Source organism: Bacteroides sp. UBA939 (assembly GCF_002293435.1).
In the GTDB taxonomy this organism is placed as follows: Bacteria; Bacteroidota; Bacteroidia; order Bacteroidales; family Bacteroidaceae; genus Bacteroides.
Map to the genome: position 1 here is coordinate 1 of NZ_DBDF01000181.1, position 17,513 is coordinate 17,513.

Consider the following 17,513-nt stretch of genomic DNA (forward strand, 5'->3'; position numbering starts at 1 on the left):
CCCGCAAGGGGGGAGGTGGTAGGTAAAACAAATACCTATTAATCATATCTCTAAGGAATTCTTTTCACCCACCACCTCCCCCTACGGGTACTCCTCCTCCCGGGAGGAGGAGAATAGAGATAGTCTTGCTAATCACTTATCATTAATCATTAAACACTTATCGCTTATCACTTATCGCTTATCACTTATCACTTATCACTGCGAAACTCCGCTTCGCCACATCTCCCTTAATTGCTCTTTCTGAACCATTTGTAGAACCACTCGCCCACCTTTTCGTAATGTTGGTCTTCGTTGTTACCATGCGGATTGGAGAAAGACAACAAGTCCTGCGGTTCGCCCAACTGATCGGGGTAAAGCACTATCAAACTATTATTCGAGAAATACTTTCCTAACTGGGCTGGAAGCCTCTCGAACGTAGCATCGTAGGATATGGAGCCTCGACGCGCACTGATAACAACCAGCAAATGGTCATAATTCACTTGTCCGGTCAGCAACAGTAAATCTCCCCAATCGTCCAAACGGGAGAAACCGGTCAAGGTTGCGCCATACCGCTTCTTAACCAACATCTGCAAAACCGCAGTAGTATCTTCATTAGCAAAGAAATGAACCCGGCAACTTAATGTACTGCCCATTCTGCAAAAATGTTCCACCCATTTCTGAAAGCCGGTTTCATATTCCGCTTTCGGCGGAACGGCAATGTTTATCCGCCGTATCGTATTGATAGGCATCAGGAATTTGGCAATCATCACTTCCCGGTGCAGGCTTTTCAGTAGATTCTCCGCCAGCATTCCAAAGAAAGAGTCCACAATGTTGCCCTTGCGGTGCAAACCAATAATTACGTCCGTCACTCCGTGTTCCTTCGCCGTATGGGTAATGCCCGAAGCGATATTCAGGTCATAACGGCTGATTTGCTTTAATGGGACGTCCACCGAGGCGGTAATCATCGCCGCCTTTTCCAGATAACGCTTCCCGCGAATCTCCAAAGCCTCCGAAGGTCCCGAAGTATTGTTGTCGTTAATCACATTCAGCGCCAGCAGATTATCCCTCTGTTTCGGGTCGCGTATCAGCAACGACAAGTTTACCAAATCCTCAATCGTATCAGGATTGGCAACCGGTATCAGTATCTTCTCCTGCTGCGCTGGACGGCTTTCATCTTCCAGGTGTGCCTCACCGATAGCTATCTTGCGGGCTGCCCGCTCGGTAATGAAGGAGCTTACCACACAAGTCACCAATATAAGCAACACCGTACCGTTCAGGACATCGTCATTCAGCAACCGTTCGCCATTGGGCAAGATGATATTGTATCCCACCAGTACCGCCGCCAACGTTGCTGCCGCCTGCGCATTGCTCAATCCATACATCAGTTTACGTTCGATGGTTGCCATCTTATATATCTTCTGTGTCAGCCAGCAGGCAATCCACTTACCCGTCAACGCAACCGCAATCATCACCCCAGCAACCTTCAACGCGTTGCCGTGACCGAAAATCACATTTACGTCAATCAACATCCCTACACCTATCAGGAAATAGGGAATAAAAAGCGCATTGCCCACAAACTCCAGGTGGTTCATCAACGGAGACACGTGCGGAATGAGCCGGTTCAGCACCAAGCCCGCCAGGAAAGCGCCGAGAATGCCTTCCATGCCTACAAGTTCCATCAATCCCGCTCCCAAGAACACCATAGCGAGCACAAAAATAAACTGCATCACATTATCGTCGTAGCGACGGAAGAACCAACGCCCGATACGCGGGAAGAAGTACATAATCAGCCCGCCCAGGAGAATCACCTTAACAACCAGCCATATCCCGAACAGTCCGCCGGACTCGCCCTTGAACATACCGCCCACTACCGCCAGCACAAGTAGGGTCAACGTGTCCGTCACCGCCGTTCCTCCTACCGCAATGCTCACACTGCGATGCCGGGATACGCCATAGCGGATAACAATCGGATATGCCACCAACGTATGCGAAGCGTACATACTCGCCAACAAAACAGAAGTGATCAAACTATATTTCAGATAAGCCGTATTCACCACAAGACCGATTATTATCGGAACAACAAACGCCAGCAATCCCAGCACAACCGCCTTTCCCCTGTTCTTCTTGAAGTCCGCCATATTCATTTCCAGACCTGCCAGGAACATGATATAGAACAAGCCAACCTTGCCGAACAGCTCGAAACTGCTATCCCGCGTCAGGATATTGAACCCATGCTCACCAATCACCAGTCCCGCCAATATCATACCGATGATATGCGGAATATGGAGCTTATTCAACAGAATGGGAGTGAACAATATAATGAGCAATACAAGGAGAAATATCCACGTAGGGTCAGTGATAGGGAAATTCAGGCTGAAGTCGAAAAAGTTCATAGGCTTCATTTATTGAGATTCGTGATGCAAAATAACAAAAAACTTTTCATTCTATAGGTTGTTGTACAGCAATTTGTTATAAATTTGCAGCCAATTCTATCTTTTTTCGGGTGGAAGATTAATTTTATCAACTTATTAAAATAAAAAAGAAAATGAAAGTAGCTATTGTTGGAGCAAGCGGAGCCGTGGGACAGGAGTTCCTGCGTGTGCTCGATGAAAGGAATTTCCCGTTGGATGAGTTAGTATTGTTCGGTTCTAAACGCAGTGCAGGAACTAAATGTACATTCCGCGGTAAACAGATCGAGATAAAACTCTTGCAACACAACGATGACTTTAAAGGGATCGATATCGCTTTCACTTCCGCAGGCGCCGGTACCTCTAAAGAGTATGCTGAAACCATCACTAAATATGGCGCCGTGATGATTGACAATTCCAGCGCTTTCCGCATGGACAATGACGTACCCCTGGTAGTGCCCGAAGTCAATGCCGCTGACGCCAAAGACCGTCCGCGTGGCATCATCGCCAACCCTAACTGTACTACTATCCAGATGGTAGTAGCGCTGAAAGCCATCGAACAGCTTTCTCACATAAAGACCGTCCACGTTTCTACATACCAGGCCGCCAGTGGTGCAGGCGCTGCCGCAATGGACGAGTTGTACACGCAATACCGCCAAGTACTGGCAGGAGAACCTGTAACTGTAGAGAAGTTTGCTTATCAGTTGGCATTCAACCTCATACCTCAGGTTGACGTGTTTACTGAAAACGGATATACCAAAGAAGAAATGAAGATGTTCCACGAAACGCGCAAGATTATGCATTCTGATATAAAAGTCAGCGCCACTTGCGTACGTGTTCCCGCCCTTCGTTCTCATTCGGAAAGTATATGGATAGAGACAGAACGTCCAGTCTCGGTAGAAGAAGCGCGTGAAGCATTCGCAAAAGGCGAAGGCTTGGTGTTGCAGGACAATCCGGCAGAAAAGGAATATCCGATGCCGTTGTTCCTTGCAGGCAAAGACCCCGTTTACGTAGGGCGTATCCGCAAGGATTTGACTAATGAGAACGGTTTGACTTTCTGGGTTGTGGGCGACCAGATTAAGAAAGGCGCCGCACTGAATGCAGTACAGATTGCCGAATATCTGGTGAAAGAGAATGCGGTGTAACTGATACTCTGATTCCGAAATCAATATAAAGGCTGCCTTTTAATGAAGGCAGCCTTTATTGTATTATCAAAAATCTCTCAACCGGTTTTATTCCCAACCTCTGTTTTGAGTCAGTTGCGGATTCAATATTATCTGTCCGCTCGGTATCGGATACCAATAATATCTTTTATCAAACGTACGCCTGCCATCGCGAGATACATCTAAATAATTACCTTTGAGTTTCACCGCTTCATTAGACGCAATATCCGGGTCAGCGGAAACATTGGCGCCCAATATTATATTCGGGTTGGTGGTTGTGTCTAATTTATCCAACTGATGCCAGCGAATCAGATCCCAGTAGCGTGCCCAGTTGTCAAACATCAGCTCGCAACGACGTTCGCGACGGATTTCCCAAAGTAACGAACTCACTCCGTGATTGTTTGCCGGATCGTTAAATCCTACATTCAGGCTCAGATGCGGCAAACCCGCACGATCTTTCAGCAGATTGATTGTTTTGTCCAAATCAGCTTGCGTAATGGCCTCTCCACCTGCATCAGCCAATTCGGCAGCAGCCTCGGCATATTGCAGATAGACAGTTGCCAACCAAAACAAGGGAGCACAAGTATAATTTGAACCTGTCTGATTACGGAAATTAGTAGGAATAGTTTCATTATCATATTTACATACGCCATATCCGGAGGTAGATGTCATTGCCATACCCACATTGAAACGCGTAAAGGTACGTCCGCTATAAAACACTGCCGAGTCAATGGTTTGCGCCAATCTCTTGTCGCGTACTGCAAGTAAGTGAGTTATGGAGAATACCGGTCCGGTAGGTTTCTCAATCATCTTGGGCAAATCGCTCTTGTCGCAGGAGGTCAATGCCAATGGTTTACCGTCCGTGAACAAGTAAGAATCGAATGCATCTTTCGACATACCGCTGATGGGTGTCGAAGCAGACGTATAAGCAACCAACGAATGTGTCAATATAGACTGCTTATACGCTTTGAAGAAAATGATTTCAGAATTTGCTGACAAACTGACAGAGTTATACTGGGTTTGATAAGAATCTTTATTCAAACTATATTTGGGTATCAGGTAGGCCGCAGCATCCTTTGCCTCCTTCAGATATTTCTTTGTTCCTTCCATGTCCGGTGCAGTTTGGTAATCTTCGGCCTTACGGTATTTGCGGTATGTACCTTCAAACAAACATATCTCCGTCTTCATGGCGTAAGCCATATTACGACTCCAAGTAATTTTAGACGAAACATCATCTATATGAGCACAAGCAAAATTAAGGTCTTCCAATACGTGATCCATCACTTCATCCCGATTGTTACGAGGACCATACAGTACAGCCTCATCAGTGATATCCAACGATTTGTCTGTATACGGAACATCTCCGAACATACGCACCAGTCGATAATAATATTGTGCCCGCATCATTCGTGCTACGCCAATCCAATGATTTTTTCGGGCTTCGGGAATAGACATTTCCGCCACTTCTTCAATCATAATGTTGGCACGCCGAATATTCGTATAAGGGCTGCTCCAATTTCCTGAACTGGCAGGTATAGCCGTAGATGCCCAGTTCACAAAAGAATTGGCTGTCTGGTCATCAGAAAGTGTTCTGAAATAAAAATCATCATTATAGCCCGAGAAGCTATCATAGAAAGAATTGGCATAACCGGACACATTACCTTCACCTGTCCAGAAGTTGGAGTTGGAGAAAGTATCCAATGGCCCCTTATCTAAAATACTATCGCAACCGGTAAACACCAATAGCAACAACAAACATACTATATTTATCTTTTTCATACTCTATTTTCTAAATGATTAGTTACTGAAGTTAGAAAGTCACCTGTACACCAAAGGATATCGTGCGACTCATTGGCTCCGCCGTACCCCACTTACCATTGGTCAAAGAACCGGAATCCGACTCATTGATTTCCGGGTCAACCGGAGCGTTACTCTTATTTATCAACTCGCAAATATTGTTTGCACTGAAATAGAAACGTACCTTATCCAAATAAGCTTGGCGGGTGATTACTTTCGGAAGCGTATAACCTACGGTCAGGTTCTTGAAACGCAAATAAGCCATATTCACCAGAAACTTGCTTTGGGGATAGAAGTTATGGTTACCGCCCTCAATAATAGAACTTGAGATAGTGCCCTGACCTGTATTGCCGGAAAATAATCTCGGGTAGTAAGCATCTGTGTTTTCTTCAGTCCAATAATCAGTCTGGTTGGCGTAGAGAGCATCCACACCACGCATCATCGGCATCACGAAATAACTGGTAGTCCACACGGCACGCTTGCCCACGCCCTGGAAGAACATATCAAGATCAAATCCTCTCCATTCGCCACCCAAGCGGAAACTGTACTGATAGCGCGGAGTCGTATTACCGATAACCTTTAAGTCACCATGGTTTTCAGGGGTACCGTCTCCGGCGTCAATTTGTCCATCACCATTCAAATCCTTGAACTTAATGTCACCCGGACCAAACAAGAAAGAACCTTGTTGTAGCTTATGTTGATAAGCGCCGTTTTTCAATTTGTATGCTACGATAGAACCTTCTGTTCCGTTCGGTACCACTTTGCCGTCTTTGACCGATACTTCAAGAAACTTACCATCTGCACCGTATTCAAAATCCTCTTTCTGATACAAACGTTCTGTTTCAAAACCCCAAATATCGCCATATTTCTTACCACTGAAGTTTGTATTCAAAAAGCGGGTATCGTTATCCCACTTAGTTACCGTGGTACTGAAGTCGCCAATGTTGAAGTTAGCATACACATTCAGGTCGTTGAATGAATGACGATAGTCAATGCTTAACTCCCAACCGCGGGTTCTCAACGTACCGGCATTAATCCTCGGTGCGCCGGCACCCAACACTTCCGGCATCGTTTGCCCCGGAGCCAACATGTCTTTCGTGGTACGTTGGTACCAATCGAAACTGACACCCAAGTCATTATTCAGGAAGCCAAAATCTCCACCAATGTCCAATGTTTGGATACGCTCCCATTTCAGTGTAGAAGACACCAAAGAAGGTATACCGTAAGACACGAACTTGTTGCCACTGGCATCCAGCCAGTTAGCATTTCCGCTGGCTAATGTGGAGATGTACATATTGTTACCAACAGCCTGATTTCCTATTTCACCATAAGAAGCACGCAACTTGGCATTGTTTACCACTTGCTTGACAGATTCGAAATAAGCTTCTTCACTGAGCCGATAACCAAAAGAACCTGAAGGGAAGAACGCCCAGCGGTCAGCCTCCGGAAATTTGGAAGAACCATCGTAACGACCATTTAACTCCAGCAGCCAAATTCCGTTATAATCATAGTTAATACGCCCGAAATAACCGCATGCACCCCACTCGCTGTGTGAACCATTCACTGTTTGTTCACCGATAGCCAAGGGGAACTCCGGCAAATTTTCATCCAACAAATAATTTCGTCGCGACCAGGACATTTCCTTCTCGCCTTCTTCAGCATTACCACCAAGCATGATGTTGAAGTTGTGCTTCTTGGCAAGGTTAAACTCATAGTTGGCGTAGATATTCAGCGCATAAGACTTGTCACGTTCGGAATCTCTACGTACATAAGACGATGAAGGCAAAACAATTTGTTTCACGGCGCGTACGTCGCCCCCCCATGAGTCATAAGAGGTAAAAGAATTGTAGTTGGCACGCCTGATACCGTTCATCACATTAAATGTATAGTCGGCATTTAAAATCAATCCTTTCACTATTTTAGCTCTCAGGAAACCGCCCAAACGTGTGTACGTATTGTTGTATATATTTTCACCCGCTTGCTTCCGATAAGCAATGTCGTTACGGAAATCACTACCTTCATAAGTACCATAAGGTCCGAAAAAGCTACCCCAACGCCACAAATATTCAAAAGTATTACGTTGCGTTGCCGGCGTATCGAAAGTCTTGTCATTGTAGCTGAAACGTCCGCCAATTTGCAGCCAATCGGTTACGTCGGAAGTAACATTCATGTTCACAGTCCATTTGTCTAACTTATCCGGATTAATGGCCATAACACCTTCATTATGATTATATCCTAAAGACATATAATAAGAAGTTTTCCCGCTGGTACCTTGAATAGATACATTGTGGCTTTGCGATGGTTTCCACTTACGATACATGATGCCTACCACATCCCAGTCCGCATAATACGAACCAACGCCGGTATTGGGGTCTATATCAAAGTCGTCACCCAATACCATTTCCCGGTATCCAGTCTTTCCTCCGTGTTTCTGCTGCCAAGCTTCTGTTTTCGGCAGCATGCTTATCAAATTCATTCCAAACAACTGAGGAGAAGCATTCATACGCTCACTCACGGCTATCATACCCTTGATCTGTGTCGGCACATCAGGATAATCGGGAAGAACCGTCGGAGTTTCCCATGCAAAATTGTTTGTATAGTTAATGGTTATCTTATCTGTTTTCTTAGCGGCTTTCGTTGTAATGAGCAATACGCCGAAAGCGGCACGCGTACCATAAATAGAGGTAGAAGCAGCATCCTTCAACACTGAGATATTTTCAATATCCTGCGTATTCAGGTAAGAGATATCGTCCATAGGAACACCATCCACAACAATCAAAGGATTACTCGTAGCACCGTTGCTCAATGTACCTGTACCGCGAATGGTAATGGAAGGGGCTTTATTGATAGCACCCGATGAGTTGATAATGGAAAGTCCCGGTACAACACCCTGCAAGGCCTTGGTCACGTCCGACTGCGGACGAGCCTCCAATGATTTGCTAACATCCACGGTAGTCACCGCTCCCGTCAGATTGGCTTTCTTCTGAGTACTGTAACCTACAACTACCACTTCATCCAATAGTTCGGTGTCTTCAAGCAATACAATCTTCATACTCCCTGCAGCTTTCACATCCTGCGGCCGGTATCCTATAAAAGTTACTCTCAGTGTAGCACCTTGCCTAACTGATAAAGAGAAATTTCCGTCAACATTCGTAACCACTCCATTTGTAGTACCCTTTTCTACTACACTGGCACCGATAACCGGTTCACCATTAGAGTCTACAACCAAGCCTGTAACAGACACGGACTGTAATTGTTCTGTTACACCATAAGAATTGTTCTCTGTATTTTGGGTAGCCATCACGCTACCGTTGTTCAAGAACAATGCACCGATAGCTACTACCATGAGGAATTTGCGATATGTTGTTCCTCGTTTTTTACGATCTTTATTCATAAATGATTGATTAATTTGTTACTAACTAAAATAATAATTTAAAAAACTTAGGGTAAGGAATAATAATTCAAGAATAGCTTAATGCTATTTCTCCTATCAAACAGTTTTCTTTTACATTGGCCTTTCTTTACTTTTATTGGTTTAACTTATTTTTATCTCTCTCGTTCTTTCTATCAATTCCCCAGCTAAAAATAAAATGTTCTATCGTATTAATTTAGCTGACTGTTTTTAAAAGATAAACTCATTGTCAACAAAGGTAAAAAGCGCTATTTCTTCGTTTCGTCGAAGCAAAGATATACCCCCATTTGATATCAAGAACAATAATTTGCATTTATTTAATCAAATCCCTGCATTTTTGCTTAAAGTCTTTATGTGATTTTACATCCATATTTCAGATACTGAATTTAAGGTGCATCAACAGGTAGAATTCTATCAAACCTAACCCAACTTTCACTCTCAGAATTATTTTTCATAAAAATCGCAGCGTAACTTTGAAGGTAATACCTCAGCCCTCAAAGTAGTCAGTCAACTACTAAGTAGTAGTTGGTCAGTTACTTAGTAGTAGTTCATACACTACTACTAAGTAGTTTCAAATAGCATTTGAATCAGCTTAAAAGAGACCATCAAGACCAATTTCCATCTGCTCCTTTTATCATATAATCGTGCGCAAACGGCATATATGCGATGTAAGTACCACATATATCCCGTACAAAAGACATACTCACCGGTAGGAATAAGCCATTAAAGCCCCCTTCAGAAGAAGCTTCCGTATTTCCAACCGTTCCTATCTTCGGGCGGAAATATCGCATTCTAAAGCATACAGAAAATAGAAAAGTCAAGCAAATAATGACGATTTTCATCATCCCGCACTGTACATCTGCTGATTTTAGCGATATGAAAGATACAAAACAAGAACGTGTATCATAAGTAGAAAAGACAAGCAAACGCCCCTGTTGTTGTGCATTTATATTACAACAGGGGCGTTTTATAGAAGCGGGGATTTTGACGCATCCCCTTTGTTTAGTTTGTCCGGTTCAAGCTCAATAGTCTAACCGAAGAAAAGCGCCGGTTTTATTAAACTCCAGTTCGATATAGTTATTCAAGTCTATTTCATAACCGAAATGCTCTTTATTGATTTCACTGATAAATTGGTTCGGATAGTGTTCTGCTACGTAGGCAGAGATAGCTTCAGGAATCAAGGCTATGATACTTGCCGGCATTTCCTGTCCTCTACAGTCCACATCATCCCAATCTCCGGATTTGGTAAAATCAATACTGACCCCATTTGCCAGATAAACATCATAACTGTCCCTGTCTTTCTCAATACGTGTTGCTTCCTGGGCGGGGAAGTGTGTTTGTATGAATGTTTGGGCAGTAGTCGGCAACTTGTCTATTGATACAAGTTTCTCTTCATCGCAAGCGACGAAGGCAATAGATACGATAAGTAAACAAAGTGTGAATACCAAATTTTTCATGTTCTTTCTGTTTTTTAGTAATTATAAACTCTATAAATCTCAACTCATAGTAGACTAACACGATATTAAGCAGGCCTGTGTTACACTGAAAATAAGAACAATGTTCTTACTTGCATATATTCTAAATGAATTTATAACGCAAAACTATGGCGCAATTCTGAAAAGATTTGGGAATAGACAGAAATAATGAGGGGAAGTTGATGTGGAGTTGATATTAAGAAGGTGGTTTAGGGTTCAGGCGTGAAGTTAGCGCTGAAGATGTGTTTGCTGTTATAGTAGCGGGCCGGATAAAAGGCTGATGGACAAAATAAAAAAGAAGCTGTGTCATAAGTAAAGTACACTATCAGAAAAGATATTCTTCATCCGCAGATTACGCGGATAACACAGATTAGGTATTAAATAAATCCGTGTAATCCGTGCAATCCGCGGATGAAAGATAGTAAACTTAAACTTTTGACACAGCCTCTTTATTACTCTTTATCTAACCTATTCCCACCCGGGGTTTTGAGTAAGAGTGTACCCATTATCCTTATACATGGTAATCTGGGTAGCAGGAATACTGCGCAAATAGTAACGTTCGGAATCTAACTCGCCTTTTTTGAACACACGAACATTCTTTTGATTGAGGTGCCAAATATAACCTTCTTCCGGTTCCGGATTTGTAGGATCGGCAGGGTTAAACAAATGCACACCCGTCTCACCTGTTATAAGACCCGGATAGTCCGAAAGCTTCACGTAAGCTCCAAGGAATGTCTTGTCCGGATTGCCGTTCTCATCTTCCGAATTAAGATACTCATACTTAGCCCAACGACGGAGATCTTCACCACGGCGGCCTTCCATTAGCAGCTCCACACGGCGTTCACGACGGATTTCCCAAAGTACGGCATCTACAGTGTTGTCGCGCGCGGGATCGTTAATAACCGTTCCGCCAACGCTAATATTGTTACCGCTAAGAGTCATTGCCGGCATAGTACGTTCCACCTGCGGATTCTCACCCCATTTAAGCAACTTACGCCCACGAATCAGGTTAATGGATCTATCCAAATCAGCTTGAGTAAATGCATTGCCGCCAACTTTACTGATCTCATAACGAGCTTCCGCATAGTTCAACAGGACTTCTGCAAAACGGATAGTTGGAGCATCGGCAGGGCTCTGGTTATTTCTTGTAAAAGGTGAACCATCGGCAAGCCATTGCTCATTAAGGAACTTCTTCGGGGGATAACCCGTGGGAGATAATCCTATCGTACTCAGACCTCCATAAAGAATGCGCAAACTATCTACAATTGTCACATACAACCTTGGGTCACGGTTCTTAAAAGAATTCTTAATACTTGGGTCATCTGCTCCCTCGTAAAGAGGTGACTGTCCGATGGGCAAACCGTCACTGCACAAGAAACTTTCTATCACGTTTTCGGTTACTCCACCCTGTTCCTGGGTAAAATCCGCATTGTATGACATCAGGGCATTACCTTGCAATCCGGTAGTATATTCGCGATAAAAGATAACTTCTCTATTTCCCGCCAAGTCATCAGACGCAAAGATAGCATTATAGTCATTCCCGATTGCAAAAGGACCTGCCATCACCACTTCGGCGCCATCAATAGCCCCCTGGAAAAGCGCTTTCAGATCAGCCTCCGCCACATCATCTGAATTCGGGCCAACAGTGGTTCCATGATACTTCAACCATGTAGCGTGATACAGCATGTCGCGAGACATATAGGCACCCACCACATATTTGTTTACCTGACGTTTGGTATCATCGGTACGTACATTTGCCAATGCATACTGATAATCTTCCAAAATCTTCTGAGCAACAAATAAATAAGGATCACGATCCTTATAGAGAGTAGGTGAATCAGCCGGATCAGTTACGCTGTCAATATAAGGCACACCGCCATATATTTTAGTCATGGCACTATATGTCATGGCACGGAAATAGCGTGCAATACCTGTCCAATGTGCTTTTGCCTCGTCCGAAATGTTCATCCCGGGAATCTTTTCAAGCATCACGTTTGCCTTATATACTATAGAATAACCGGTTGTGTTTGACCACCACGGAGATGTTGTCGCATTGATACCTGCAGTAGGTGATAGAGGAAAATTGCGGGTACCACCGGACAGAGTCAAGAAATCGTCTGTAAAGTCATCACCGGAAAAATATCCGCCAAAAATTGTATAATCAATACCATATCCCGTATAATAAGTGGAATAGAAATCTTGTGCATACGTACGCAAAGAAGTTTCATTCACCCAAAACGTATCATTGGTCTGTTTGTTCTGCGGGTCTCTGTTAAGAAAGTCATCGCAACTATAGAGCGATGCTGCCGAAAGGGCGCAGACAATATATAATAGATGTATCTTTTTCATATTCTTTTCTGTTTATTAGAATTATAAACTAAGCTGTAAACCGAATGAAATGCTCTTCTGGTACGGATAGCTTCGTCCGTAATTACGCGCATCAGAAGATGTTCCTACAACGCGGATACCGATTTCAGGGTCAATATCCGGTTTCATACCATCAAACGTAAACAGGTTTTCGCCGGTGAAGTAGATGCGTAAATTCTGGATCTTCACTTTGTTCAACAAAGATTTCGGTAAAGAATAACCAACTGTCAATGTCTTGCAACGCAAGTAAGCCATGTTCAGCATATAGCGGTCGTTAATCTGGAAGTTACCTGTATTTGCCTGGCCGTAAACCATGGGACGCGGATAGAAAGCATCCGGATTTTCGGGAGTCCAATAATCTTCTGCACCTTTGTAGTAAGGTTCACCGCTGGTAAAGCCCGGTAATACCTGGTTACCCGATGCCCACGTATCTCTCTTGAGTACGCCCTGGAAGAAAATGTTGAAATCAAAGCCTTTATAAGCGGCATCCAGATTAAAGCCTACCTGATAGCGCGGTAAATTATTGCCGATAATGCTCAAGTCTCCGGGATTTTCAGTATTTGGTCCCTTCGTGATCTTTCCGTCTGTGTTTCCATCCTTGTCGGGCAGGTCTTTATAAAGTACATCACCCGGTGCAAAACGGTAATTACTCGGAAATACCTGAGACTGGTCGGGCAACCCTGCTTTCAAAGAACCGTCAGTGTTAAAGTCGGCTTCAGTAAGAAAACGATCGAATTGAAGTCCCCAGATATCTCCCAATACCATGCCTTCCTTAAAATAAGTTGAACTATACCAACTTGCTCCGCCTGAACCATAAACCGGCATTTGGGTGCTATACGACCATTCCGTAACTTTCGTCTTATAGTCCGAAACAGATGCGCCTACACCGATATGCAGTCCATTCTTGAATTCGTGACGGTAATCAATAGCCAATTCCCAACCCGGAGTTGAGATAGTTCCCATATTTTTCATTGGAGATGTAGCACCCAATGTATTAGGTACAGTAGCTGCAACAAGAATATCGCTGGTCTTGCGGTTATACCAGTCGAAAGTTATGCCGAGGGCATCATCAAACAAGCGTGCGTCGAATCCGACGTCAATCGTGGAAACCTTTTCCCAATGCAGTTCGGATGATACGATTGTAGGCTTACCGGCTGACTGTACTTTCTTTCCATCAATAATCCAGCTATCTACTGCGGTACTAAGGGTAGATATGAAACGATCCTGACCTACATCCTGGTTACCGATAGAACCATAAGATCCTCTCAGTTTCAATGTGCTGAGATAAGGCTTCAATGCCTGCATAAAAGGTTCTTCCGTAATGCGATAACCGGCGGACATGGACGGGAAGAAAGCAAAACGTTGTCCGGAAGGGAATCGTGAAGAACCGTCATAACGTCCGTTGACTTCAAACAGATAACGATCCTTGTATGAATAATTAATACGTCCAAAGAAACCTGCTACTGCCCACCATGTGTGGTCGCCACTTGTAGTCTGGTCGCCTGTGGCAAGGTTCAGTTCCGGTTTGTCCGTTGTCAACAGCCCCATGCGTTGCCCCCAGAAGTACTTATACTCACTTTTCTCAATATTAGAACCTGCCATTACTTTAAAGTCATGGTCAGCCAGACGTTTGCTGTAAGTCGCTACAAAGTTACCCGTCAAAGCCTCAGTGCGCCCAAATTCTTCCCGCGTATAATCATAAGTTGCAGCTATGTATGGGCGATAAGATGCTTTTAATGCATCAAGCGAAGAGTAAGCTGTGAAAATATCGTATCCTTCAACCAGTGGTGGTGCTCCGTTCCTGTGCAGGCGTGTTTCAATCGTACTATATGTTCCGTCAAAGTCAAGAGTCAGGCCTTCAAACGGTTTAATGGTAATACCACCGGACAAGCGAACATATTCACGTTCTCTTGTTATCATGGGAGCTGCAGCTAATTCAGTCAATGCACCGCGGAAGTTCTTTCCATCCATCGTGCCGTACGGGTAAACCGGCTGCCAACGATAGAGATAGTACATGTGATCATATATATCCGAATTGTAATTGAATGGCTTATCAATATCAGCACGAGTGTACATCAATCCGGCACGGATAGAAACATATTTATTCAATTCCGAATTTACAGAGAAATTCCCATTGTAGCGTGTATACTGGTCGGGATTGACTTTAGTCAGACCTTCCTGATTAATATAACCCAATGAAATATTAAAATTCGTTTTCCCATTACCGCCATTGATAGATAATTTATGGGTCTGCTGCGGCATCCAGTCTTTCACATACATATCATACCAGTCCCATGTACGATACATGTGCATACCGGTTCCGTCCCAGTCAAAGTCACGGCCTTCTACAATCTCCGATCCGAATTGGTCGCCGAAGCCATACTTATCCCAATATTCTTTCATCTTAGCTACGCCGGCCTCGTCGATAATAAGGTTTCCGATTACGCTATAGCTATTAGCGGGAGTAACACCGTTCTGTACACCTTTCAGGTTGATATCAGCTTGTTGCCAGCCCGGAAGCTGAGTTGGTCTTACGGTTGGTGTACGCCAAGCAAAGTTATTAGAGTATTTTATAGACAAACGTTCTGCTTTGGTCTTCGCCCTCGTTGTAATCAGGATTACGCCAAAAGCGCCGCGAGCACCATAAATGGAAGCCGAAGAAGCATCCTTCAATACGGAGATGGATTCGATATCATCGGGGTTTACCAATGAAATATCCGTGATTTCCACGTTGTCCACCAGAATCAACGGATTGGCGTCACCATTGGGAGATCCCACACTACCACGGATTTTGATTATCGGCGCATCACCAAGTTCACCGGAATTCGTGGATACTATCAATCCCGGTACCGCTCCCTGCAAAGCGCGACCAATATCCGAGATAGGACGGCTTTCTACTGTTTTGTTCACATCAACGGAAGCGATAGCACCGGTCAGGTTCACCTTCTTCTGTTGACCGTAACCTACTACTACTACTTCGTCCAGTATTTCTGCGTCTTCTTTCAGAATCACCCGCAACGTTGGGGCTGCTTTCAGGTCCTGAGTGATATAACCAACAAAAGATACTTGTATAGTAGCTCCCTGTTTTACATTTATTCTAACATTTCCGTCTAAATTCGTGATACCGCCATTAGTGGTGCCCTTTTCTACGACATTTGCACCAATAATCGGTTCACCTTTTGTATCCACTACTGTTACCGTTACAGAAGTAGTTTGCATCTGCTCTGATATTCCGTTCGAATCGTCAGATACAATTTGGGTAGCTTTTACGGTACCACTGCTCAAGCACAGTAAACCTATCGCTACCACAGTGAGGAACTTGCCATGCGCTAATCCTCGTTTTTTGTGATCTTCATTCATAAATGATTGATGAGTTTGTTGTTAATTAAATCGTCTTCTCGAAAATTAGGGTAAGGAATCGTAAGTCGGAAATAGCCTGAGACTATTTCTTCTGTCAGATCAGTTTCTTCTCCATAGGCATTTTTATATTATTAGGTTTAACTTATATGTTTTTCTCTCTTATTCTGTTCATAAGTACCAAGTACCAAGTGGACTTAGTGCTACCATATTATTAGCTGCAAATAGAGCTAATAAACAGTTAATCTTGTAGATTGTCTTAAGAGACAAACTCGTTATTGACAAAGGCAATCGAACACATTTGGTCGTTTCGTCTTAGCAAAGATATATTAATATTTTATATCAAGAACAATTATTTGTTTTTATTAGTAATTATATCTATTAATTCACATAAACAAGTAGTTATAACCTATTTTATATAATTCATATACAAATATTAAGGCTCTTCTATATTTAAGAAATGGAATTCTATCAAACCATTCATAGGAGTTTCTTCAATAACATCTAACTCAATATCAAATTCGTGAGCAATCTCCCGCAGAATAGCGGCATAGCTATAAGCCAATGAACCTACAAAACGAATGGGATAATTCTTATAATCATATTGGCACACATTTCTTGTGAAAAAGCTACGCAAATTGCTTGTAATCAAGTCATAAACATAATCATCATTCATATAATCCGCCAGAAAATACGAAATGGTAGAAAGAAAACGGTTAGGGAAAGGCCGGTTATATACTGATTCCATAACTTCGTTAGGGCTGATACGAAATTTTTCAAAGAAGTCATTCATAACTTCTTTAGGGGCTAAACCTTTTAATACATCAGAAAGAAAGCGCTTTCCCAGTACGGCGCCACTACCTTCGTCTCCCAATATATAGCCGCCGGCCCTCACGTTCTTCACAATAATCTTACCGTCATAAAAACAAGAATTCGAACCGGTACCCAGGATACAAGCAATCCCGGCTTCACATTGGAACAAACCACGAGCTGCTGCAAGCAAATCACTCTCCACCTGTATAGGAGTCTTGAATTGTGCTACTAATGAAGCACCCAAAACATTTTTCTTTTCATACGAGGAGCATCCTGCACCATAATAATAGACTTGTTCCAATTTTCTTTTGAAAAAAGTTTCAGGTAATCCCAGGCGTACACTACGGCTAATCTCCCTTCTTGTTTGAAAGAAAGGATTAAGTCCTTCGGTAAAAACACGCTGTATCAGATGATTGTCCTCAACCAAAGCCCACTCAGTCCTTGTAGAACCACTTTCCGCAATCAATTTCATACGCAGTCATATTTAGAATCGGATACAAATATATAGTTTTATTCAATATACCATTATAAAAAACTGCAAAACTTCATTTCCCGACTTCACATCCGGTTATTTGCATTGTTATTCAAGCCTCGCTTCGGGTCTATTTATCGTGCTGAGTACGGTCGAAGCATAATCATGGGGATTCGTCACTTTAGGTGCACCTAATTCGTCTGAATACCTTTGTTGTCTATAGCCTGCATTATTCATACTGTAGTTAAAGGAGTTATCACTTCGTTAGGA

At 43.3% G+C, this 17,513-nt stretch carries 8 protein-coding genes; 1 reads left to right on the plus strand and 7 read right to left on the minus strand.

What is annotated here, in order from left to right:
- Nucleotides 1-227 precede the first annotated feature (227 nt).
- Nucleotides 228-2,372 carry a cation:proton antiporter gene (locus B2Z67_RS11615; RefSeq protein ID WP_291529996.1) on the minus strand — a complete coding sequence of 715 codons (2,145 nt, stop codon included), beginning with the start codon at nt 2,370-2,372 and terminating at the stop codon, nt 228-230.
- Between the two features lie 152 nt (nt 2,373-2,524).
- Here B2Z67_RS11615 and B2Z67_RS11620 point away from each other — a divergent pair, with 152 nt between their 5' ends.
- Entirely contained in the window at nt 2,525-3,532 is a 1,008-nt protein-coding gene (locus B2Z67_RS11620) for an aspartate-semialdehyde dehydrogenase (protein ID WP_291529997.1), read from the plus strand.
- 87 nt (nt 3,533-3,619) lie between these two features.
- Here the strand turns inward: B2Z67_RS11620 and B2Z67_RS11625 are convergent, their stop codons facing one another.
- From B2Z67_RS11625 to B2Z67_RS11650, 6 genes are all read right to left on the minus strand, one after another.
- Nucleotides 3,620-5,329 (minus strand): RagB/SusD family nutrient uptake outer membrane protein, encoded by a 1,710-nt coding sequence (locus B2Z67_RS11625; RefSeq protein WP_291529998.1) that lies wholly within the window; start codon nt 5,327-5,329, stop codon nt 3,620-3,622.
- 31 nt (nt 5,330-5,360) lie between these two features.
- Nucleotides 5,361-8,741: a SusC/RagA family TonB-linked outer membrane protein gene (locus tag B2Z67_RS11630; protein ID WP_291529999.1), complete on the minus strand. Its 3,381-nt coding sequence runs from the start codon at nt 8,739-8,741 to the stop codon at nt 5,361-5,363.
- 1,040 nt (nt 8,742-9,781) lie between these two features.
- Nucleotides 9,782-10,216, minus strand: coding sequence for a PepSY-like domain-containing protein (locus tag B2Z67_RS11635; RefSeq protein ID WP_291530000.1), 435 nt, complete (start codon nt 10,214-10,216; stop codon nt 9,782-9,784).
- Nucleotides 10,217-10,702: 486 nt separating this feature from the next.
- On the minus strand, nt 10,703-12,583 hold the full coding sequence (locus B2Z67_RS11640; RefSeq protein ID WP_291530001.1) for a RagB/SusD family nutrient uptake outer membrane protein: 1,881 nt from the start codon (nt 12,581-12,583) through the stop codon (nt 10,703-10,705).
- A 21-nt stretch (nt 12,584-12,604) separates the two neighbouring features.
- Complete coding sequence (locus B2Z67_RS11645; protein ID WP_291530002.1) at nt 12,605-15,961, minus strand: SusC/RagA family TonB-linked outer membrane protein; 3,357 nt, start codon at nt 15,959-15,961, stop codon at nt 12,605-12,607.
- 433 nt (nt 15,962-16,394) lie between these two features.
- On the minus strand, nt 16,395-17,243 hold the full coding sequence (locus B2Z67_RS11650; protein ID WP_291530003.1) for a hypothetical protein: 849 nt from the start codon (nt 17,241-17,243) through the stop codon (nt 16,395-16,397).
- Nucleotides 17,244-17,513 lie beyond the last annotated feature (270 nt).

Coding starts and splice junctions, on each gene's coding strand:
- B2Z67_RS11650 (WP_291530003.1), bottom strand. CDS start 17,243: ATGAAATTGATTGCGGAAAGTGGTTCTACAAGGACTGAGTGGGCTTTG.
- B2Z67_RS11630 (WP_291529999.1), bottom strand. CDS start 8,741: ATGAATAAAGATCGTAAAAAACGAGGAACAACATATCGCAAATTCCTC.
- B2Z67_RS11620 (WP_291529997.1), top strand. CDS start 2,525: ATGAAAGTAGCTATTGTTGGAGCAAGCGGAGCCGTGGGACAGGAGTTC.
- B2Z67_RS11625 (WP_291529998.1), bottom strand. CDS start 5,329: ATGAAAAAGATAAATATAGTATGTTTGTTGTTGCTATTGGTGTTTACC.
- B2Z67_RS11615 (WP_291529996.1), bottom strand. CDS start 2,372: ATGAACTTTTTCGACTTCAGCCTGAATTTCCCTATCACTGACCCTACG.
- B2Z67_RS11645 (WP_291530002.1), bottom strand. CDS start 15,961: ATGAATGAAGATCACAAAAAACGAGGATTAGCGCATGGCAAGTTCCTC.
- B2Z67_RS11635 (WP_291530000.1), bottom strand. CDS start 10,216: ATGAAAAATTTGGTATTCACACTTTGTTTACTTATCGTATCTATTGCC.
- B2Z67_RS11640 (WP_291530001.1), bottom strand. CDS start 12,583: ATGAAAAAGATACATCTATTATATATTGTCTGCGCCCTTTCGGCAGCA.